Source organism: Herbiconiux liukaitaii (genome assembly GCF_041927495.1).
Classification (GTDB): domain Bacteria; phylum Actinomycetota; class Actinomycetes; order Actinomycetales; family Microbacteriaceae; genus Herbiconiux; species Herbiconiux liukaitaii.
Map to the genome: position 1 here is coordinate 191,663 of NZ_JBHFHG010000002.1, position 19,173 is coordinate 210,835.

Annotated in this window: 19 protein-coding genes; 11 read left to right on the forward strand and 8 right to left on the reverse strand. The window is 70.3% G+C overall.

Features of this window, described 5'->3' with window-relative positions:
• The first annotated feature begins 23 nt into the window (after positions 1–23).
• Entirely contained in the window at positions 24–1,340 is a 1,317-nt protein-coding gene (locus tag ACEXQC_RS01385; RefSeq protein ID WP_374817586.1) for a TolB family protein, read from the forward strand.
• Between the two features lie 2 nt (positions 1,341–1,342).
• Here ACEXQC_RS01385 and ACEXQC_RS01390 read toward each other — a convergent pair whose 3' ends face one another.
• Both ACEXQC_RS01390 and gabT read right to left on the reverse strand, forming a co-directional pair.
• Positions 1,343–2,368 carry an asparaginase gene (locus ACEXQC_RS01390; RefSeq protein ID WP_374817588.1) on the reverse strand — a complete coding sequence of 342 codons (1,026 nt, stop codon included), beginning with the start codon at positions 2,366–2,368 and terminating at the stop codon, positions 1,343–1,345.
• Positions 2,365–3,726, reverse strand: a complete 1,362-nt coding sequence (gabT, locus tag ACEXQC_RS01395) for a 4-aminobutyrate--2-oxoglutarate transaminase (RefSeq protein ID WP_374817590.1) — start codon at positions 3,724–3,726, stop codon at positions 2,365–2,367. The genes ACEXQC_RS01390 and gabT overlap by 4 nt, the downstream gene beginning before the upstream one ends.
• A gap of 52 nt (positions 3,727–3,778) precedes the next feature.
• Between gabT and ACEXQC_RS01400 the strand changes: the two genes are divergently transcribed.
• The 6 genes from ACEXQC_RS01400 to ispG all read left to right on the forward strand — a co-directional run bounded on the left by ACEXQC_RS01400 (position 3,779) and on the right by ispG (position 10,567).
• Positions 3,779–4,261: an OsmC family protein gene (locus ACEXQC_RS01400; RefSeq protein WP_374817592.1), complete on the forward strand. Its 483-nt coding sequence runs from the start codon at positions 3,779–3,781 to the stop codon at positions 4,259–4,261.
• A gap of 57 nt (positions 4,262–4,318) precedes the next feature.
• Positions 4,319–5,707: a DHA2 family efflux MFS transporter permease subunit gene (locus ACEXQC_RS01405; protein ID WP_374817594.1), complete on the forward strand. Its 1,389-nt coding sequence runs from the start codon at positions 4,319–4,321 to the stop codon at positions 5,705–5,707.
• A 56-nt stretch (positions 5,708–5,763) separates the two neighbouring features.
• Positions 5,764–6,756: an FKBP-type peptidyl-prolyl cis-trans isomerase gene (locus ACEXQC_RS01410; protein ID WP_374817596.1), complete on the forward strand. Its 993-nt coding sequence runs from the start codon at positions 5,764–5,766 to the stop codon at positions 6,754–6,756.
• A 78-nt stretch (positions 6,757–6,834) separates the two neighbouring features.
• Positions 6,835–7,920, forward strand: coding sequence for a 1-deoxy-D-xylulose-5-phosphate reductoisomerase (locus ACEXQC_RS01415; RefSeq protein ID WP_374817598.1), 1,086 nt, complete (start codon positions 6,835–6,837; stop codon positions 7,918–7,920).
• Positions 7,921–8,004: 84 nt separating this feature from the next.
• Positions 8,005–9,333, forward strand: coding sequence for a M50 family metallopeptidase (locus ACEXQC_RS01420; protein WP_374817600.1), 1,329 nt, complete (start codon positions 8,005–8,007; stop codon positions 9,331–9,333).
• An 82-nt stretch (positions 9,334–9,415) separates the two neighbouring features.
• The gene (gene ispG, locus ACEXQC_RS01425; RefSeq protein WP_374817602.1) at positions 9,416–10,567 is read left to right on the forward strand and encodes a flavodoxin-dependent (E)-4-hydroxy-3-methylbut-2-enyl-diphosphate synthase; all 1,152 of its coding nucleotides are present in this window, start codon (positions 9,416–9,418) and stop codon (positions 10,565–10,567) included.
• Between the two features lie 63 nt (positions 10,568–10,630).
• Here ispG and ACEXQC_RS01430 read toward each other — a convergent pair whose 3' ends face one another.
• The 6 genes from ACEXQC_RS01430 to ACEXQC_RS01455 all read right to left on the reverse strand — a co-directional run bounded on the left by ACEXQC_RS01430 (position 10,631) and on the right by ACEXQC_RS01455 (position 15,040).
• Entirely contained in the window at positions 10,631–11,521 is an 891-nt protein-coding gene (locus ACEXQC_RS01430) for an LLM class flavin-dependent oxidoreductase (RefSeq protein WP_374817604.1), read from the reverse strand.
• Entirely contained in the window at positions 11,421–11,966 is a 546-nt protein-coding gene (locus ACEXQC_RS01435; RefSeq protein ID WP_374817607.1) for an LLM class flavin-dependent oxidoreductase, read from the reverse strand. The genes ACEXQC_RS01430 and ACEXQC_RS01435 overlap by 101 nt, the downstream gene beginning before the upstream one ends.
• A complete protein-coding gene (locus ACEXQC_RS01440) occupies positions 11,963–12,616 on the reverse strand; it encodes a cysteine hydrolase family protein (protein WP_374817609.1) in 654 nt (217 codons plus the stop codon). The genes ACEXQC_RS01435 and ACEXQC_RS01440 overlap by 4 nt, the downstream gene beginning before the upstream one ends.
• On the reverse strand, positions 12,613–13,683 hold the full coding sequence (locus ACEXQC_RS01445) for an LLM class flavin-dependent oxidoreductase (protein ID WP_374817611.1): 1,071 nt from the start codon (positions 13,681–13,683) through the stop codon (positions 12,613–12,615). The genes ACEXQC_RS01440 and ACEXQC_RS01445 overlap by 4 nt, the downstream gene beginning before the upstream one ends.
• Positions 13,684–13,786: 103 nt before the next feature.
• Positions 13,787–14,239 carry a hypothetical protein gene (locus tag ACEXQC_RS01450; RefSeq protein ID WP_374817613.1) on the reverse strand — a complete coding sequence of 151 codons (453 nt, stop codon included), beginning with the start codon at positions 14,237–14,239 and terminating at the stop codon, positions 13,787–13,789.
• 60 nt (positions 14,240–14,299) lie between these two features.
• Positions 14,300–15,040 carry an SDR family NAD(P)-dependent oxidoreductase gene (locus ACEXQC_RS01455; RefSeq protein ID WP_374817615.1) on the reverse strand — a complete coding sequence of 247 codons (741 nt, stop codon included), beginning with the start codon at positions 15,038–15,040 and terminating at the stop codon, positions 14,300–14,302.
• 241 nt (positions 15,041–15,281) lie between these two features.
• On the opposite strand from ACEXQC_RS01455, the gene ACEXQC_RS01460 reads away from it, so the two are divergent.
• The 4 genes from ACEXQC_RS01460 to ACEXQC_RS01475 are packed head-to-tail and all read left to right on the forward strand — an operon-like array spanning position 15,282 to position 19,142.
• On the forward strand, positions 15,282–16,400 hold the full coding sequence (locus tag ACEXQC_RS01460) for an ABC transporter substrate-binding protein (RefSeq protein ID WP_374817617.1): 1,119 nt from the start codon (positions 15,282–15,284) through the stop codon (positions 16,398–16,400).
• Complete coding sequence (locus ACEXQC_RS01465) at positions 16,397–17,554, forward strand: zinc-binding dehydrogenase (protein ID WP_374817619.1); 1,158 nt, start codon at positions 16,397–16,399, stop codon at positions 17,552–17,554. Before ACEXQC_RS01460 ends, ACEXQC_RS01465 begins: the two co-directional genes overlap by 4 nt.
• On the forward strand, positions 17,551–18,351 hold the full coding sequence (locus ACEXQC_RS01470) for an ABC transporter ATP-binding protein (protein WP_374817621.1): 801 nt from the start codon (positions 17,551–17,553) through the stop codon (positions 18,349–18,351). Before ACEXQC_RS01465 ends, ACEXQC_RS01470 begins: the two co-directional genes overlap by 4 nt.
• Positions 18,348–19,142 (forward strand): ABC transporter permease, encoded by a 795-nt coding sequence (locus ACEXQC_RS01475; RefSeq protein ID WP_374817622.1) that lies wholly within the window; start codon positions 18,348–18,350, stop codon positions 19,140–19,142. Before ACEXQC_RS01470 ends, ACEXQC_RS01475 begins: the two co-directional genes overlap by 4 nt.
• Positions 19,143–19,173 lie beyond the last annotated feature (31 nt).

The window sequence follows — 19,173 nt, forward strand, 5'->3', positions numbered from 1 at the left end:
CCCGGGATGAGATTATCTCAGGTATGAGACCCATCCGAACCCTGCCCCCCGTCGTCGCCCTGGCGACGATCCTCACCCTCTTCGCCGGCTCCGCAGCCGTGCACGCCGCGCCGCCCCCTTCCGGTACCACTCAACTCGTCGACGTCTCCGCCACTCCGGGCGTCGCCTCGACCGACAACGAGAGGTCGGACTTCCAGCCGTCGGTGTCGGCCGACGGGCGATACGTCGTCTTCAGCTCGCGCTCTCAGGACATCGTCTCTCCGAGGCCGGCGGAACGGGACGACTTCGAACAGATCTATCTGCGCGACACGGTGTCGAGCACGACCAGAGTCATCAGTGCGGCGGGGGGAGTCGTCGGCGACCATCAGTCGCTCCACCCCAAGATCTCCGACGACGGAAGCGTCGTGATGTACCTCACAGCGGCGACGAACATCGTTCCCGGTGTCCTTCCTACGCGGCCACAGGTCGTCGCCTGGTCGCTCTCCACCGGTCTCACCAGGCTCGTGAGCGCGGGGTGGGAATCGCCCACCCAGCCCGTCAATGACAGGATCACCTCATTCGACCTCTCCGGCAACGGCAGCACGATCGTCTATGCGACCTCCGCGACCGACGTGCTTCCCGGCGACCCCTATGTGGTGCCGCGCACCCGCGTCTACAAGGTGGACGCGGCGGGGGAGACCACGCATGTCGCCTACGATCCGGTACTCAGTGCGGACAAGCCGTCGGTATCCGATGATGGTCGGTTCGTGGCTTTCGTCTCCCGAGACGCCCACACCGCCATCGGTACCGCTGGTGTTCAGCAGGTCTATGTGCGCGACACAGCTCTCAGCACCACGGAGCTCATCAGCGCGGATTCAGCCCTCACCCGCTCGAGCGACGCGGATGCCGGGGAACCGACGATCTCCGGTGCCGGCCGCTCGGTGGCCTTCTCGAGCAGTGCGACCAACCTGGTTCCCGAGTTCGTTCACGGCAGCTACATCTATGTCCGCGATCGCGGCGCCGGAAGGACCGCGATCGAGAGCAGGAACTCCGCTGGAGCTGTCGTGCAGGCGACGAACCCGACCCTGTCGTCGAACGGGGTCGCGATCGCCTATTCCTCCGGCGGGCAGGTGCACGTGAGATCCCGTGCCACGGGAGCAACGGGCATCCTGAGCGTCTCCCGCTCGGTCGACCCGGGCAATGGTCCGTCGTTCTCGCCCATGCTGTCTGCAGATGGGCGCTACGTGGTCTGGTCCACGAGCGCGACCAACCTCACGCCTGATCGCTACCCCCGGAGCGTCGTGTTCGGCAGCAGCGGGCACACGATGATCCGCAACATCGGAACCTCCTACGCCGGGTGAGGTCAGAGGGTGGGGGAGACTCGGATGGTGCCGACGGGGGTGGTGCCGCCGTGGATGGTGAGGTCGAGGTCGGGCAGGAGGTCGGCGACCTGGGATGGCGTGAGGGAGCCGTGGCGGGCGAGGAGGGTGAGCGCCACGAGCGACGCCGCCCGCAGGCTGCCGTCGAGCACCTTCACCGCCACCGACGCGCCATCCGGCGTCGCCATCACCATCACGCCCTCCGCACCGAGCTTCGCCACCACGCCGAGGCGGTCGATCACCACGGTGTTCGCCCGCCCCGGCCCGTCGATGGCCCAGCCGTTCGCGAGGATGCTCGAGGTCAGGTACGCCGCGGGCCCCGACGTGGCACGGCGGATGCGGCCGATGCCGCGCGCCAGCGCCTCGAGCGAGAGAGCGTGCACAGGGGCGCCGCATCCGTCGACACCCGAGTGCGCCACGGGTGAGCCCGTCTCGCGCTCGACCACGGCGAGGATGCGCTGCTGCAGCGGATGCGACGGGTCGAGATACGAGGCGGTCTCCCACCCGTTCTGCACGCAGGCCAGCAGCATCGCGGCGTGCTTGCCCGAGCAGTTCATGTAGAGGCGCTCGCGCCCGCCGTGCGCGCGGATGACCTCGTCGCGTGCGCTCGACGCTCCCGGCCAGTCCGGCGGGCACCCGAGAGCGGATGCGGGCAGCCCGGCGAGGGCCAGGATCGACGAGACGACCTCGAGGTGCGCGGGGGTGGCGGCGTGGCTCGCCGTGGCCAGCACGGTCTGCACGGGGTCGAGCTCGACCCCGGATTCGAGCACCGCGAGCGCCTGGAACGGCTTCATGCACGAACGCGGGTACACGGGCAGCGAGGGAGACCCCACGCTGAGCGCCACCGAGCCGTCGGCGGAGAGCACCACGGCGGAGCCGATGTGCCGCGACTCCACGAACCCGCTGCGGTCGACCACCGCGAGCTCGGCCGACTCGCCGACCCCCGCCGTGCCCGGCTCCGGAGCGCCGGCCGACCCGCCGACCCCCGCCGTGCCCGGCTCGAGGCTCACGCCGAGAGCTGCGCGAGCGCGTCGTCGATCACCGAGAGGGCCTCGGTGAGCAGCTCGTCCGAGATGACGAGCGAGGGCAGGAACCGCAGCACGTTGCCGTACGTCCCGGCGGTGAGCGCGAGCACTCCCTGCTGGGCGCAGTAGGCCACGATCGCGTTCACGGCGTCGGCGTTCGGCACCTTGGTGGTCGAGCCCGTGCCCGACTCCACGAGCTCGATCGCGATCATGGCGCCGATGCCGCGCACGTCTCCGATCACGTCGTACTTCTCCTGCAGGGCGGTCAGCCCCGAGAGCAGCGTGGCACCGATGCGATCGGCCTCGGCGAGGAGCCCGCGCGACTCGATCTCGGAGAACACGGCGACTGCCGCGGCCGAGGCCACCGGGTTGCCACCGAAGGTGCCGCCGAGCCCACCGGGCTGAGCGGAGTCCATGATGCTCGCGCGCCCCGTGACACCGGCGAGTGGCAGTCCGCCCGCGATGCCCTTGGCCGAGAGCACCATGTCGGGCACGAGCCCGAAGTGCGACGAGGCGAAGTACGATCCGGTGCGCGCCATGCCGCTCTGGATCTCGTCGGCGATGAAGACGACGCCGTTCGCCGTGCACCACTCCTGCAGCGCGGGCAGGAAGCCGTCGGCCGGCACCACGAAACCGCCCTCGCCCTGGATGGGCTCCACCACGAGGCACGCCAGGTCGGCCGCGCCGACGGTCTTCTCGAGGTACGAGATGGTGCGGGCGGCGGCCTCGGCCCCCGAGAGACCGTCGTGGTACGGGTACGAGTTCGGGGCGCGGTAGACGTCGCCCGCGAGCGGCCCGAAGCCCGTCGCGTAGGGCGCGGCCTTGAAGTTCATGGCCATCGTGAGGTTGGTGCGCCCGTGGTAGGCGTGGTCGAGCACCGCCACGCCGTTGCGGCCGGTGAACTTGCGGGCGATCTTCACGCCGTTCTCCACGGCCTCGGCGCCCGAGTTGACGAGCACGGTGCGCTTGGCGAAGTCGCCGGGGGTGTGCTCGGCGAGGAGCTCGGCCACCCGCACGTACGACTCGTAGGGGGTGATGGTGAACAGCGTGTGCGTCAGGTCGGCCAGCTGGGCGGAAGCCGCCTCCACCACGGCGGCGTTGGTGTGGCCGATGGTGGTCACACCGATGCCCGCACCGAGGTCGATGAACTGGTTGCCGTCGACGTCGACCAGCACGGCGCCGCTCGCCTTGGCGACGTAGACGGGCAGCGCGGCCGTGACACCGGGGGGCACGACGGCCAGGCGTCGCTGGTGCAGCTCCTGCGACCGCGGGCCGGGAATCGCCGTGACGACCTTCCGCTCCTGGGGAACCGTGTAGACCGGGGCGTCGAGGGTGTCAGTCATAGTGGTCTCCAGTTTAGGCCAGCCGCCACCGCACCCGGGTTAGCATGGCCGGGTGACTCCTGAGCATCACTACAGCGTCGGTGTCGAGTGGCTTGGCAATCGGGGCACCGGCACCAGCCACTACCGCGACTACGGCAGGCAGGGCCTCCTCACCGCCGAGGGCAAGCACGACGTCGAGGTCTCGGCCGACAAGACCTTCCACGGCGACCGCGACCGCTGGAACCCCGAGGAGCTGCTGCTCGCCGCCCTCGCCGAGTGCCACATGCTCTCGTTCCTCCACGTGGCCGTGCTGCACGGTCTCGTGGTGACGGCGTACACGGATGCCGCGACGGGCACCATGGTGCAGCAGGGCGACGGCGGCCACTTCACGAGCGCCGAGCTGCACCCCGTCGTCACCGTCCAGGTGCCCGAGGGGGCATCCACCATCTCCGAGCAGGACTTCAGGGCCCTCCACCACGAGGCCGCCCAGAAGTGCTTCATCGCCAACTCGGTGAACTTCCCCGTGGCCCACGAGCCGCGACTCGTCGTGGCCTGATCCGGTGATCACGACCCCGCACTCCGAGAAGACCCCGCTCTCCGAGCGAGCAGAGCGATGACCCGGCAGCAGCGCCTCGTGCTCGTCGTCGCCATCCTCGCGGCGTTCGTCTCCTTCCTCGACGCCACCGTCATCAACGTGGCGCTCCCCGCCATCAGCCGCGAGCTCGGTGGTGAGCTCTCGACCCAGCAGTGGGTGGTCGACGCCTACCTCATCACCCTCGGCTCCGTCATCCTGCTCGCGGGCTCGCTCAGCGACGTCTACGGGCGCAGGAAGATCCTCCTGATCGGCCTCATCGGCTTCGGCGTGGCCTCGCTGCTCTGCGCCGCAGCCCCCACGGTGGAGTTCCTCATCGTGGCGCGGGCCCTGCAGGGCATCGCGGGTGCGCTGCTCGTGCCCTCCTCGCTCGCCCTCATCATCGCCACGTTCAAGGGATCCGCGCAGAGCCGGGCCATCGGCACCTGGACGGCCTTCACGAGCGTGGCCAACATCGCGGGCCCCATCCTCGGTGGTGTGCTCGTCGACCAGGTGTCGTGGCGCCTCATCTTCGGCATCAACGTGCTGCCGATCGTGATCACGGTCGTCCTGCTGCTCCGCATGGAGACGGATGCGCACCACGCTCCGGGCGCGCGCATCGACTACCCGGGTGCCGTGCTCGGCATGCTCGGCCTCGGTCTGCCGGTGTTCGCGCTCATCGAGCAGGCGAACTTCGGGTGGGGATCGCCCGTCGTGCTCGTGCCGCTCATCGTGGGCCTCGTGGCGCTCGTGGCGTTCCTCCTGCACGAGCGGCGCACCGCGCAGCCGATGCTGCCGCTCGAGCTGTTCCGGGTGCGCAACTTCTCGGTGGGCAACGTCTCGACGTTCCTCATCTACGGAGCGCTCTCGCTGGGCTTCTTCAGCGTGGCCGTGTTCCTGCAGCAGGTGGCCGGCTACAGCGCCACCTTCGCCGGGTTCGCAATGATCCCCACGAGCATCCTCCTCATCGGTCTCTCGAGCCTGTTCGGTCGGTGGAGCGGTCGGATCGGGCCGCGCCTGTTCATGACGGTCGGCCCGCTGCTGGCGGGCGCCGGGTTCCTGCTCATGCTGCGGTTCGACGAGAGCGCCGACTACCTCACCCAGGTGCTGCCGGCCGTGGTGGTGTTCGGGCTCGGCATGGCCATCACGGTCGCGCCGCTCACCGCCGCCATCCTCGGCGCCATCGACTCGTCGCGCTCCGGCATCGCCTCGGCGGTCAACAACGCGGTCTCGCGCGTGGCCGGTCTCATCGCGGTGGCGCTCGCGAGCCTCATCGCGGGCACGGCCGTGCTCGATCTGGCGGGGTTCCACCGGGTGGTGCTCGTGACGGCCGTGTTCTTCGTGGCCGGGGGCATCGTGGCGTTCGCGGGCATCCGCAACCCGCCCCGCGAGGCGGAGTCTTCTCCCGCTCCCAGCGGGTCACCAGCTTGACCCAAGGCGACTGAGCCAGACTGGCCGCGATCCCCACCCCCTTACGAAGAGGACTCATGCGTTCAATTCCGGCCGTCGCCGCCGCAGCACTCGCCGCGACCCTCCTGCTCGCGGGCTGCACCGCGACCCCAGACGAGAGCTCCGCCACGTCGTCTCCCGACGCCGGTGCGACCCCCACCAACGAGTGCGCCGAGTCCGGCACCGCCTCCGACGCGGTCACCGTCACGGGAGACCTGGGGGCCAAGCCCACCACGGCATTCCAGGGCCCGCTCACGGTCGACAGCACCGAGCGCACCATCGTGACCGAGGGTGACGGCGCCGAGGTGGCCTTCGGCGACGTCGCCACCATCGACTTCACCATCTACAACGGCAACACGGGCGACGAGGTGTTCTCCACCCTCGACGAGGGCGGCACGCAGCTGCAGCTCACCGTCGACGCCACCCAGTACATCCCCGGCATCGTCAACGCCGTGGCCTGCGCTCCCGTGGGCTCGCGCGTGGTGGCCGTCATCCCGCCCGCCGACGCGTTCGGCGACACCGGCAACGAGTCGCTCGGCATCGGGGCCTCCGACACCATGGTGATGGTCGCCGACGTCGAGGGCATCGTGCCGCTCCGCGCCGACGGCGAGGACCAGCCGGCGCAGGAGGGCTTCCCCACCGTGGAGCTCGATGACGACGGCGCCCCCACCGTGACCATGCCCGAGGGCGCAGCACCCACCGAGCTGCAGCTCGAGGTGCTCAAGAAGGGCGACGGCGCCGTGGTCGGCGAGGGCGACAGCGTGACCGTGCAGTACCAGGGCTCGATCTACGGCACCGGAGCGGTGTTCGACCAGAGCTGGGGCAACGGTGGCCCGCGCACCTTCCAGACCACCGGAGTCGTTCAGGGCTTCTCGGCCGCCATGGTGGGCCAGACCGTCGGCTCGCAGGTGCTCGTGGTCATCCCGCCGGAGCTCGGCTACGGCACCGAGGGCAACGAGGCCGCCGGCATCGCGGGCACCGACACTCTCGTGTTCGTGATCGACATCCTCGCGACCGCCTCGGCCGGATAGCAGAGGCGGTTCCGGTCGACAGGCCGGAACGCCAGCCAGCCCCGATGGAGCCGGTGAGAACAGTGGCATGATGAAGCGGTGAGACGCGTCATCATCCTCGGTTCCACCGGCTCCATCGGCGTTCAGGCGCTCGACGTCATCCGCCGGAACCCCGACCGCTTCGACGTGGTGGGGCTCGTGGCCGGCCGCAACCGCGAGGCGCTCGACGCCCAGGCCGCCGAGTTCGGGGTCGACGACACAGGCCTCGGAGCGGTCGAGGCCGAGCAGCTCGTGCGCGATGTCGAGGCCGACGTGGTGCTCAACGGCATCACCGGCTCGGTGGGGCTCGGCCCCACCCTCGCCGCGCTCGAGGCCGGCCGCACCCTCGCGCTCGCCAACAAGGAGAGCCTCATCGTGGGCGGCGACCTCGTGAAGCGGGCCGCGGCTCCCGGCCAGATCGTGCCGGTCGACTCCGAGCACTCCGCCATCGCCCAGGCCCTCCGCTCGGGCACGGCGGGCGAGGTGTCCCGGCTCGTGCTCACCGCCTCGGGCGGCCCCTTCCGAGGCCGCAGCCGGGAGTCGATGACGGCCGTCACGCCGCGGGAGGCGCTCGCGCATCCCACGTGGGACATGGGGCTCGTGGTCACCACGAACTCCGCGACCCTCGTCAACAAGGGCCTCGAGGTCATCGAGGCGCACCTGCTCTTCGATGTGCCGTACTCCGACATCGAGGTCACCGTGCATCCGCAGTCGGTGGTGCACTCGATGGTCGAGTTCTGCGACGGCTCCACGCTGGCGCAGGCCTCGCCGCCCGACATGCGGCTGCCCATCGCCCTCGGCCTCGACTGGCCCTCCCGCGTGGCGGGTGTCGGGGTGCCGATCGACTGGACCGCCTCGCACACCTGGAGCTTCGAGCCGCTCGACGAGGTCGCGTTCCCCGCCGTGGCCCTCGCCAAGCAGGTGGGCAGGGCCGGCGGCGGTTACCCGGCCGTCTTCAACGCGGCCAACGAGCAGGCCGTCGCGGCGTTCCACGAGGGGCGGATCGGGTTCCTCGACATCGTCGACACCGTGCGCCGCGTCGTCGACCTGCACGAGAGCGACTCCCTGCCGGTCATCCGCGAGTCGCTCGCCGAGACCGAGCTCTGGGCTCGCGCGGCGGCGGATCGGCTGCTCGCCGCGATCTGACCGCCTCGGCGCGCCCAGAACACTCTTCACTCCCGCACAGCCAACCATCAGCGCGCCCGGGGGCCCTGCGGGTAGTGTCCTCGTGTGGAAACGGTCCTTCAATTCGTGCTCGGCGTGCTCATCGTCGCCGTGGGGGTCGCGGTCTCCATCGGCCTCCATGAGGTCGGGCACCTCGTGCCCGCCAAGCTCTTCGGCATCAAGGTCACCCAGTACATGATCGGCTTCGGGCCCACCGTGTTCTCGAGGCGGCGCGGCGAGACGGAGTACGGCCTCAAGGCCATCCCGCTCGGCGGCTACATCTCGATGATCGGCATGTTTCCGCCTCGTGGCGCGAACGAGCGGGCCGCCTCCAACAGCACGGGCTTCTTCCAGCAGATGGTCACGGATGCGAGGGCGCAGTCGCAGCTCTCGATCGGCGTCGACGAGGATCGCGCGTTCTACCGCAAGCCCGTGTGGCAGCGCATGATCGTGATGCTCGGCGGTCCGTTCATGAACCTCGTGCTCGCCGTGGTCTTCTTCTCGATCGTGCTCGTGGGCTTCGGCACGCTGCAGCCCTCCACGACCGTGGGCAGCGTGAGCGCGTGCGTGCTGCCGGCCACGAGCGAGCGGCAGACCTGCGAGACGGGCGACCAGGAGTCGCCGGGCGCCGCCGCGGGCCTCCAGCCGGGCGACGAGCTCGTGAGCATCGACGGCACCGCCATCACGAGCTGGGACCAGTCGACCGAGATCATCCGCGACTCCGCCGGCGACCAGCTGCCGGTCGTGGTGGAGCGCGACGGCGAGCAGCTCGACCTCACGCTCACGCCGCTGCTCACCGAGCGCTACGTGGTCGACGACGCCGGCCAGGTCGTCACCGACGCCTCGGGCGCCGAGCTCACCCAGGAGGTGGGCTTCGTGGGCATGGGCTCGCTCGAGCAGCTCACGCCGCAGCCCATCACCGCCGTGCCCGCCTTCGTGGGCGACAACATCGTGCACACCATGGGCATCGTGCTCAACCTCCCGCAGCGTCTCTACGACGTGGCGCAGGCGGCCTTCGGGCCGGGGGAGCGCGACCCCAACGGCCCCATCAGCGTGGTGGGTGTGGGCCGGGTGGCGGGTGAGATCGCCGCCCTCGACTCCATCTCGGTCGAGGCCAAGGCCGCGAGCCTGCTCGGGCTGCTCGGATCGCTCAACGTGGCGCTGCTCGTGATCAACCTCGTGCCGCTCACGCCGCTCGATGGCGGGCACGTGGTCGCGGCCGCCTGGGAGGGCATCCGCCGGTTCTTCGCGAAGCTCTTCAAGCGCAAGGATCCGGGGCCGGTCGACGCGGCCAAGCTCATGCCGCTCACCTTCGCGGTCGTCATCCTGTTCGGCGGTATGACGGCGCTGCTCGTCTACGCCGACATCGTGAAGCCCGTCAACATCTTCGGGTGATCGCTGGCTGATCCCCGGCCGGTAGGCCAGGAATTCACCGGGCGCTGACCGCGCGTCCAGCCACCGGTTCTAGACTGATGACGTGCCAGCAGTCAACCTCGGGATGCCCAAGCCCCCGCCCGAAACCCTCGCCCCTCGCCGCAAGTCACGGCAGATCAAGGTGGGCAAGGTGCTCGTGGGCGGCGACGCCCCCGTGAGCGTGCAGTCGATGACCACCACGCCCACCCCCAACATCAACGCCACCCTGCAGCAGATCGCCGAGCTCACGGCCTCCGGTTGCGACATCGTGCGTGTGGCCGTGCCCTCGCGCGACGACGCCGAGGCGCTGCCCATCATCGCCAAGAAGTCGCAGATCCCCGTGATCGCCGACATCCACTTCCAGCCCAACTACGTGTTCGCGGCCATCGACGCCGGGTGCGCCGCTGTGCGTGTGAACCCGGGCAACATCCGCAAGTTCGACGACCAGGTGGGCAAGATCGCCGCCGCGGCGGCCGCCGCCGGGGTCTCCATCCGCATCGGTGTCAACGCCGGATCGCTCGAGCCCTCGATCATGCAGAAGTACGGCAGGGCCACCCCCGAGGCGCTCGTCGAGAGCGCCGTGTGGGAGGCCTCGCTCTTCGAGGAGCACGGCTTCCACGACTTCAAGATCTCGGTCAAGCACAACGACCCCATCATCATGGTCAAGGCCTACCGGCTGCTCGCCGAGCGCGGCGACTGGCCCCTGCACCTCGGTGTCACCGAGGCCGGCCCGTCCTTCCAGGGCACCATCAAGAGCGCGACGGCCTTCGGCATCCTGCTCTCCGAGGGCATCGGAGACACCATCCGCGTCTCGCTCTCGGCGCCTCCCGCTGAGGAGGTCAAGGTGGGTCTGCAGATCCTGCAGTCGCTCAACCTCCGCGAGCGCAAGCTCGAGATCGTCTCGTGCCCGTCGTGCGGGCGCGCCCAGGTGGATGTCTACAAGCTCGCGAACGACGTGACCGACGGGCTCGAGGGCATGACCGTGCCGCTGCGCGTGGCCGTCATGGGCTGCGTCGTGAACGGCCCGGGCGAGGCCCGCGAGGCCGACCTCGGCGTGGCCTCCGGCAACGGCAAGGGTCAGATCTTCGTGAAGGGCGAGGTCATCAAGACCGTGCCCGAGTCGGAGATCGTCTCGACCCTCATCGAGGAGGCCAACCGCCTCGCCGCCGAGATGCCCGCCGGCGAGATCGGTTCGCCCGAGGTCGTCACCGTCTGATCGCGGTCGTCACCGTCTGATCCAGCCCGTCACCGCCTGATCCTGAGGGGTACGTCCTGGAGGTCAGACCGCGAGGTTCTCGCGGAGGGTGCTGCCTGGGTACCTGGGTGCGAGGGCTCCGCGCCGGCGCAGCTCGGGAACGAGCAGCTCCGAGACGTCGCCGAAGCCCGAGGGCGCGGCGAGCGGGCTGGCGAACATGTAACCGCCTCGCCCGCCCACCGCGGCGAAGTTCTCCTCGAGCTCGTCGGCCACCTGCTCGGCCGTGCCGCACAGTGTGTGGTCGAGGCCCGTGGCGTGGCGCCAGCCGTGCTCGAACAGCTCTGAGCGGGTGAGCGCTGTCGCCCCTCCGAGCTGCTGCACGAGGGCACCGATGAAGGCGCCTTGAGCACCCTGCACGCGGCGCACCTCCTCCACGAGCTCGTCGAGGGTGAACCGCTCGGGCAGCGAGGCGAAGTCGAAGCCCACGTTGTGCGAGAGGTACGCCCCCACGGCCTCGTCGTTCCAGAACCCCGCGACCTCGTCGCGACGTTCCGCGGCTTCCCTCGCCGAGCGGGCCACGATCACCTGGGTGGCCCAGAGGATGCCCACGGCGTCGGCATCGCGCCCGGCGGCCCGCAGGGCGGTGTCGAGGGCCTCGCGGTGCCGCAGCTGCCCGGCCACCGACCCGCCGAAGCCGAAGACGAGCTCCACGAACTCGGCCGACGTCGCGATCCCCTTGGGCGAGTTGCCCGCCTGGATGAGCACGGGGCTGCCTTGCGGGCTCGGCATCGAGGCGAGCGGCCCCTTCACCCGGAAGTGCGTGCCCACGTGATCGATCGGATGCACGAGCGACGGATCCGCGAAGCGCCCTGTCTCACGGTCGGCGAGGATGGCCTCGGCGGGCACCGATCGCCAGAGCGCCCGGCACACGGCCATGAACTCGCTCATGCGGTCGTAGCGTTCGTCGTGGTCCATGCGCTCCGCGAAGCCGTAGTTCGCCGCATCCGCCCCCCCGGGCCGACGCCACGACGTTGAAGGCCAGGCGGCCGTTCGTGACGTGGTCGATCGAGTTGAGCAGCCGCGCGACGGTGAAGGGGTGCAGGAAGGTCGAGGAGTACGTGAGCCCGAAGCCGATGTGCTCGGTGACCGCGGCCATCGAGGTGACCACGGGGCTCATGTCGTGGCGCGGCCACTGGATGCCCCACTCCACGGCGGCGTCCATCGATCCGCGCCAGGTGTCGGGGATGCCGCTGCCGTCGCCGAAGAACAGCAGGTCCACACCCGCGCGCTCGGCGGTGCGCGCGATCTCCTGGTAGATGCGCACGTCGGGGTAGGTGGCGCCCACCCACGATCCCTGTCGGGCCCAGCGGCCCTCGGTGTGGGCGAACGACAGGTCGAAGGCGGTGTGCATGCCGCTCATGCCGCGGCCCCCTGCCACAGCGTGGCCACGTCGTGCACCGAGCGCACGTCGGCCGAGTTGAGGGCCATGCTCTCGACGGATGCGCGGTGCAGCTCGGGCGAGTACGCGGCGGTGGCGTCCTCGGCCAGCACCACGGGCAGGTCGTGCTGGGCCGCATCCGTCACCGTGGCGAGGATGCAGCACTCGGTCGTGAGACCGGCCACGGTGATCCAGCCCACCCCCAGCCGCTCGAGCTGCTCGGCCAGGTCGGTGCCCGCGAAGCCGCTGTAGAAGCGCTTGCGCACCCGGGTCTCGTCGGGCAGAGGCTCGAGCCGCCACCAGGCGGCGCCCGGGCTGCCGGCCACGCACGGGAAGTCGGAGGTCTCGGTGTCGAACGATCCGGAGCGGAGCCACGCGCTCGCACGCCACGGCCGCGAGGGGTCGTAGGCCAGTTCGACCCAGACCACCGGAACACCGGAGGCCCGTGCCGCGGCGACGAGCTCGCCGCAGCGGGCCACGGCGGAGGCGACGGCGGCGAGGCCCGACTCGTCGACACCCCAGCCGGCGAGCAGCTCGGGGTCGGCGAAGTCGCGCTGCACGTCGACCACCACGAGCGCGGGCCGGCCGGCGGCGAGCAGCCCCGCAGCGCGGTCGGCGGCGAGGTCGCTCACCGCTGCACCTGCTCGTCGAGGAGGCGGAGCTGCGGCAGCACGGCCTCACCGAACGCCGGCAGGTCGGCGAGGTAGTCCGGGAAGATGAGCATGAGCCCATCGAGCTCGGCCGTCTCCACCACGGTGCGGATGTGCTCGACCACGCGCTCGGGCCCCCCGGCCACGTACACGGTCTGGAACGCCTGCTCGCCGTCGGCGCCCTCCGCCCAGGCGAGGGCGCGCTCCTCGGGCATGCCCCAGGATCGCCGCATGTTCGCGAGCGCCACCCGATCGATGCCGCGCCCGTACTCCTGAGCCCGCTTCGTGGCGAGCGCATCCGTCTCGTCGAGCACGACCGTGAGCATCGAGTAGGTGCGCACCTGGCGGCCGAGCGCCTCGGCGCGATCGTGCACGTCGCGCGAGGAGTCGCGCATGTCCTCGAGGGTGTCGGCGCCGAGGAAGGCGCCGTCGGTGTGCGCGGCCTGGAACGCGCGCCCGGCGGGGGAGGTGCCGGCGTTGATGACCAGCGGCCGCGGCTCGGGGTGCGGGCGGGACTGGCAGTCGTCGAGCGTGAAGAACTCGCCCGCGTGGGTCACCGAGTCCTCCGACCACAGGCGGCTCACGAGCTCGGCCCACTCCGTGGTCATGCGGTAGCGCTCGGCCTTGGTCATGTCGGGGTTCCAGAGCCCCATCTGCTCGAACTCGTCGGCGTACGAGCCGTTCACGATGTTCATGCCGGCCCGGCCCCCGCTGATCTGCTGCAGCGTGGTGAAGACCTTGGCCGCGAAGGCGGGGTGCTGCATGTTGGCGTGCACCGTGGCCCAGATCTTCACGCGCTCGGTGGCCTCGGCGATGCCGGCCATCATGGTCATCGACTCGATGGTCTCGCCCCAGTGGTCGGTCTCGCCACCGAAGCCGCGCCACTTCGACATCGCCATCACGAAGTCGAGGCCGATCTCCTCGGCGAGCAGCGCGATCCGCTTGTTGTGGTCGTATCTGGCCGGCGGATACGGTGCCGTGCTGGAGACGAGCCATCCGCCCGCCGCGTTGGGCAGGAAGACGCCGTACTCCCGGGGTCCTGTCATCATGATCGCTCCCTCTCGTCGAGCATGCCGGCGCGCGCGGGCATGCGAGGCGGAGAGCGTGCGACGCGAACCGGGGGTTGAGTCGCGGAGTCCAACCTGGCTTCGATTATAGGGAGGTGGTGGGCCCCGCGGATGACGCGCGGTCGAGGAGCGCGCCGAGCTCCTCCACGGCGCCTCCCGGGTGCGCCACGAACACCGTGACCCCCAGATCCTTCGCCGCGGCGGCCAGCCAGCCCCGACCGGCGAGGATCGTGGCGACGGTGGGACTGACGCACAGCACGGGTCGCGCCTCGGGCAGGAGGGCGTGGCGCACCCAGACGAGCTTGAAGAGGTCGGCGGCCACCTTGTTGCGGAGCGCCGAGCGCATGGCCCCGCCGTTGAGCACGAACTGCACGATCCAACGGCCCTGCGGGTCCAGGCCCTCGAGCTCCACCGAGGTGCCGTCGGGGAGGGTGAGCCGTCTCGGGCGCAGCTCGGTGCCCAGGTGTGCGCCGAGAGCCGCCGCCGCGGCGGCCTCGGGGGTTCCCGGGCCGAAGCGCTCGCTGCCCGTCTCCTGCATGCTCTGATTCTCTCAGTGCCAGATCACGTCAGTGCACGATGACCTCAGTGCACGATGACGTCAGTGCATGATCATGCCACCGGTGACGTTGAACGCCTGCCCGGTGAGGTAGGCGCCGTCGGCCGAGGCGAGGAACAGCGCGAGCCCCGCGACGTCGTCGGGGGAGCCCAGTCGCCCGAGCGGCGAGTAGCTCGACCACAGCGCCACCTTCTCCTCGGTGCGGGTCGCGGCGCCCATCTCGGTGAGGATGTAGCCGGGGCAGAGCGCATTCGCCCTGATGCCGTGCACGCCCAGCTCGAGCGCCGTCACGCGGGTCAGCGCGATCACGGCCGCCTTCGACGCCGCGTAGGCCCCCTCGCCCGCACCGCCCGACTTGCCGGCCATCGACGCGAGGTTCACGATCGATCCGCCCGTTCCCCCCTCGATCATCGAGCGCGCCGCGACCTGGGTGGTGAGCAGCATCGATCGGGTGTTGACGGCGAAGGCCCGGTCCCAGGCCTCCGGCGACGTCTCGAGCAGGGAGGAGAACTCGAGCACGCCTGCGCAGTTCACGAGCACGTCGACGCCGCCGAGCGCCTCCACGGCCGCCGTGGTCGCCGACCGCGCATCCTCGACGTCGGAGAGGTCGACCTCGCTGAACCAGGCGCCGATCTCGGCGGCCTTGGCCCGCCCCGGATCGCTCAGCCGGTCGAGGATCGCGACAGCGGCCCCCGCCTCCCGGAACCGCTCGGCGATGCGGGCGCCGATGCCGCGGGCGCCGCCCGTGATGACGACCCTGGGGCCCGTAGACGTCTCGATCACACCTGGTCTCCTTGCACGCGCGGATGTCTCGAGGTCCAGGATGCCAGGGGCCGCCGGGCCGGGACGGCGGATCCGGAACCTTTTACACGCCGGAAATAAAACGATTTAGATCGTGACTCATCAGCTTGTTAGCATGCCGAACACGCGCTGCATCGTGCCGCTCCATCACGGGCAAGCCGGCTCCACATCATGATCCACCTCAGTCAGCCGGGAACCCCCGGCTCATCCTGGAAGGTTCCGCATGTTCCCTGCACAGCCCCGCCCGAAGAAGACCACCACCGCCCTCGTGGCCGCCTCGGCGGCCTCCCTGCTGCTGCTCGCCGGCTGCTCGAGCAACAGCACGGCCGCCGAGACGAGCACCACGCCGGCAGGCGGATCCGATCTCATCAGCGCCGAGCGCTGCGCCGAGAACGAGGCGGCGGGCCCCATCACCTTCCTCACCTCGTTCTCCTACGCGGCCTCCGTGGGCCTGCTCGACGTGGTCGCCGCCAAGGAGATGGGGATCTTCGACGACCTCTGCCTCGACGTCACGATCGAGCCTGGCTCGAACAACGCCCAGCTCGTGAGCGCGGGCACCGCCCAGTTCGCCGGTCTCGGCAGCCCCTCGGATGCGCTCGTCGCCATCGACAACGGCGCCGACATCTCCGGCATCGCCACCTACGGCAACACGGTGGCCATCACCCTCATGACCATGACCGACGGCGGCCCCGCCTCGTTCGAGGACTTCGCAGGTCTGACCGCCGGCTTCAAGGGCGCCATCCCGCCCCAGATCTCGGCGATGTTCCTCGAGGAGGGCGTCGACCCCAGCACCATCAACTGGGTCTCGGTGGGCTACGACCCCACCATCCTGCCCAACGACCAGGTGCAGGCTCTCACCGGCTACAAGTCGAACGAGCCGCTCGCACTCAAGGCGCAGGACTACGACATCACCGAGTGGGATCCGGCCGAGTACGGCATCGAGTCGGCGTTCAACACCCAGATCGTCAACAACACGTTCAAGGAGGAGCACCCCACCGCGGTGGAGGACTTCCTGCGCGCGAGCCTCTACACCTACAACTGGATCAACGAGTCGGATGCGAACCTCGACGAGGCGCTCGGCTACGCGGAGGCGCTCTCCGACGCCGGCTACGACCTCGAGTCGAGCAAGGCCAGGTGGGCCGAGGAGGTCTCGCTCGTCGAGTCCAGCCAGCCGGAGGGTCTGCCCATCGGCGGCGAGACCGTCGAGCAGTGGACCCCTGAGGCCGACATGCTCGTGCAGTTCGAGCTCGTGGGCTCCGAGCCCGACGTCGAGGCGGCCATCGATCCGAGCTTCATCGAGGCGATCTACGACGGGACCGAGCTCATCTGGCCGGCTCCGTGAGAGCTTGGGTGCAGACGGGCTTCGGCGGATCGGAGGTGCGGCGGCTGCTCGAGGTCGCCGCGCCCGCGCCGGAGGCCGACGAGGTGATCGTGCGGGTGCTGGCACTCGCGCTGAATCGGCTCGACGTGCTGCAGCGGCACGAACCGGTCGTGCCCGGCATGGCCGTGCCGCACATCGCGGGCATGGATCTGGTGGGCCAGGTCGTGTCGAGCGGCGCCGACGTGCCAGGTGAGCTCACCGATCGTGTGGTGCTCGTCGATCCCGTCGTGAGCTGCGGCCACTGCGAGTACTGCGAGGCGGAGACCCCCACCTACTGCGCCCGGTTCCAGACCATCGGATCCACGCGCGACGGCGGCATGGCCGAGTTCGTGGCGGTCCCGGCCCGCAACTGCACGATCGTGGAGGCGTCGGAGAGCGACCGCGACCGGCTCACCGAGCTCGCCGCCGTGCCCGTGGCCGGTGCCACGGCCTGGCGCGGACTGCTCTCGGCCGGTCGGCTCCGGGCGGGCGAGACCGTCGTGATCCCGGGGGCGGGATCGGGCCTCGGGGCGGCCGGGGTGCAGATCGCGCTCGCGCAGGGCGCGACCGTCATCACCCTCGTCTCCGGCGCGGAGAAGAAGGCGCGCGCGGAGCTCGCGGGTGCGCACCACGTGATCGACCGCCTCGACCGCTCCGCCGCGGGGGAGTGGGTCGACGAGGTGCTCGCGCTCACCGGCGGGCGCGGTGCCGATCTGGTGTGGGACCACGTGGGCGGCCGCTTCCTCGGCCAGGCCCTCCGCGCCACGAGGCCGGGCGGCCGGGTCGTGCTCTCGGGCACCACCGACGGGCTCGACGCAGCCCTCCACCTGCCCGATCTCTACCAGCCCGGCCGCAGCATCATCGGCCACGGCAGCTACAGCCGCGCCGACATGGCCGCCGCCGTCGCGGCGTTCTCGCCGGGCGGGTTCCCGCTCGCCATCGACAGCGTGTGGCCGTTCGAGCAGCTCCCCGCCGCGGAGGCCAGACTCGAGTCGAACGAGTTCTTCGGCAAGATCGTGGTGCTCGGCCCGTCGTTCTCCGCGGAGGACGCGGCCAGCAGCACGACGACAGCCGGCGCCGGCATCCGCTCCACCATCAGCCCCAGCACCGTCACTCCGACCGAGAGCGCAGCATGACAGACACCTCCACCATCGACCTCCGCGGGGTAGGGCGCACCTACACGAGGGGCAAGAGCACCGTCCAGGCACTGGTCGGGGTCGACCTCTCCATCCGCCAGGGCGAGTTCGTGACCCTCTTCGGCCCCTCCGGTTGCGGCAAGTCGACCCTCCTCCGCCTCATCGCAGGGCTCGACGAGCAGACCACGGGCGAGATCTCGGTCTTCGGCGCCACCCCGAAGAAGGCCTCGGCGCGCAAGGACATCGCGTGGATCCCGCAGTCGTCCGCCCTCCTGCCGTGGCTCGACATCGAGGCGAACGCCTCGCTCTCGTCGGTGGTCAACAAGAAGGCCGACCGCAGTGGCGCCACCACGAGGCGGCCGGAATCCGCGGTGTCGATCCTCGACGAGGTGGGGCTCGGCGACTTCCGCTCCTCCCGCCCGGATCAGCTCTCCGGCGGCATGCGGCAGCGGGCCTCCATCGCGCGCGGATTCGCGCAGGGTGCTCCGCTCATGCTCATGGACGAGCCGTTCTCCGCCCTCGACGAGCTCACGCGCGACACCCTGCGCCTGCGGCTGCTCGAGCTCTGGGAGCACCACAAGAAGACGATCGTGTTCGTCACCCACTCCGCCATGGAGGCGGTGCTGCTCTCGGACCGCGTGGTCGTGATGAGCCCGCGGCCCGGGCGCATCCGTGAGGTCGTCGATGTGGATCTGCCGCGTCCGCGCACGTGGGAGCTCACCGAGACGCCGGAGTTCGTGGCGAAGGTCGCCCAGGTCAAACACATCCTCTGGAGTGCATGGAAGGGCGACGAATGAGCGTCGGAATCGATCCCCTCGCGCCGGCTCGTCGGCGCCCCCGCCTGTCGTCCCGCACGGGCGGGATGCTCCTCACCGTGGTGGCCCCGCTCACCCTCTTCGCGGTGCTCGCCGTCGTCTGGCAGTGGGCTGCGTCGACCTTCAAGAGCGTGCTGCCGCCCATCCAGGAGATCGTCGTCGACATCGCCGGGCGGCCCGACTTCTACCTCACCAACCTCGGTGTGACCCTCGAGGCCGCGCTGCTCGGCTTCGCCTTCGGAGTCGTGGTGGCCGTCGTGCTGGCGGCGGCGATCGTGCACTTCCGCTTCCTGCGGGCGGCCATCATGCCGGTGGCGCTCCTGCTCAACGTCACGCCCATCGTGGCGATCTCGCCCGCGCTCGTGGTGGCGTTCGGCTTCAACCAGATCCCGCACATCATCGTGGCGGCGCTCAGTGCGTTCTTCCCCACGCTCATCAACGCCATCACGGGTCTGCGCTCGGTCGATCCGCAGGCCCTCGAGGTCTTCGACGCGATGTCGGCGAGCCGGGTGGAGGTGTTCTTCCGGCTGAGGGTGCCGTCGAGCCTGCCGTACCTCTTCGCGGGGGCGCGACTGTCGATGGCGGCGGCCATGATCGGTGCGATCGTCTCCGAGTTCACGGGCTCGAGCAAAGGCATCGGCGCGGTCATCGTGATGGCGACCACGTACCTCAACCTGCCGCAGATGTGGGCGGCGATCTTCTTCTCGGCCGTCACCACGCTGCTGCTGCTCGGCATCATCGGGCTCATCGAGCGACTGGTCGTGCGCTGGTAGCACCGGTCGCTCACCGATGAGGCAGGATTGG

Coding starts and splice junctions, on each gene's coding strand:
- ACEXQC_RS01430 (WP_374817604.1), bottom strand. CDS start 11,521: ATGGACCACGACGAACGCTACGACCGCATGAGCGAGTTCATGGCCGTG.
- ACEXQC_RS01450 (WP_374817613.1), bottom strand. CDS start 14,239: ATGCAGGAGACGGGCAGCGAGCGCTTCGGCCCGGGAACCCCCGAGGCC.
- ACEXQC_RS01475 (WP_374817622.1), top strand. CDS start 18,348: ATGAGCGTCGGAATCGATCCCCTCGCGCCGGCTCGTCGGCGCCCCCGC.
- gabT (WP_374817590.1), bottom strand. CDS start 3,726: ATGACTGACACCCTCGACGCCCCGGTCTACACGGTTCCCCAGGAGCGG.
- ACEXQC_RS01410 (WP_374817596.1), top strand. CDS start 5,764: ATGCGTTCAATTCCGGCCGTCGCCGCCGCAGCACTCGCCGCGACCCTC.
- ACEXQC_RS01470 (WP_374817621.1), top strand. CDS start 17,551: ATGACAGACACCTCCACCATCGACCTCCGCGGGGTAGGGCGCACCTAC.
- ACEXQC_RS01385 (WP_374817586.1), top strand. CDS start 24: ATGAGACCCATCCGAACCCTGCCCCCCGTCGTCGCCCTGGCGACGATC.
- ACEXQC_RS01435 (WP_374817607.1), bottom strand. CDS start 11,966: ATGAGCGGCATGCACACCGCCTTCGACCTGTCGTTCGCCCACACCGAG.
- ACEXQC_RS01405 (WP_374817594.1), top strand. CDS start 4,319: ATGACCCGGCAGCAGCGCCTCGTGCTCGTCGTCGCCATCCTCGCGGCG.
- ACEXQC_RS01445 (WP_374817611.1), bottom strand. CDS start 13,683: ATGATGACAGGACCCCGGGAGTACGGCGTCTTCCTGCCCAACGCGGCG.
- ACEXQC_RS01460 (WP_374817617.1), top strand. CDS start 15,282: ATGTTCCCTGCACAGCCCCGCCCGAAGAAGACCACCACCGCCCTCGTG.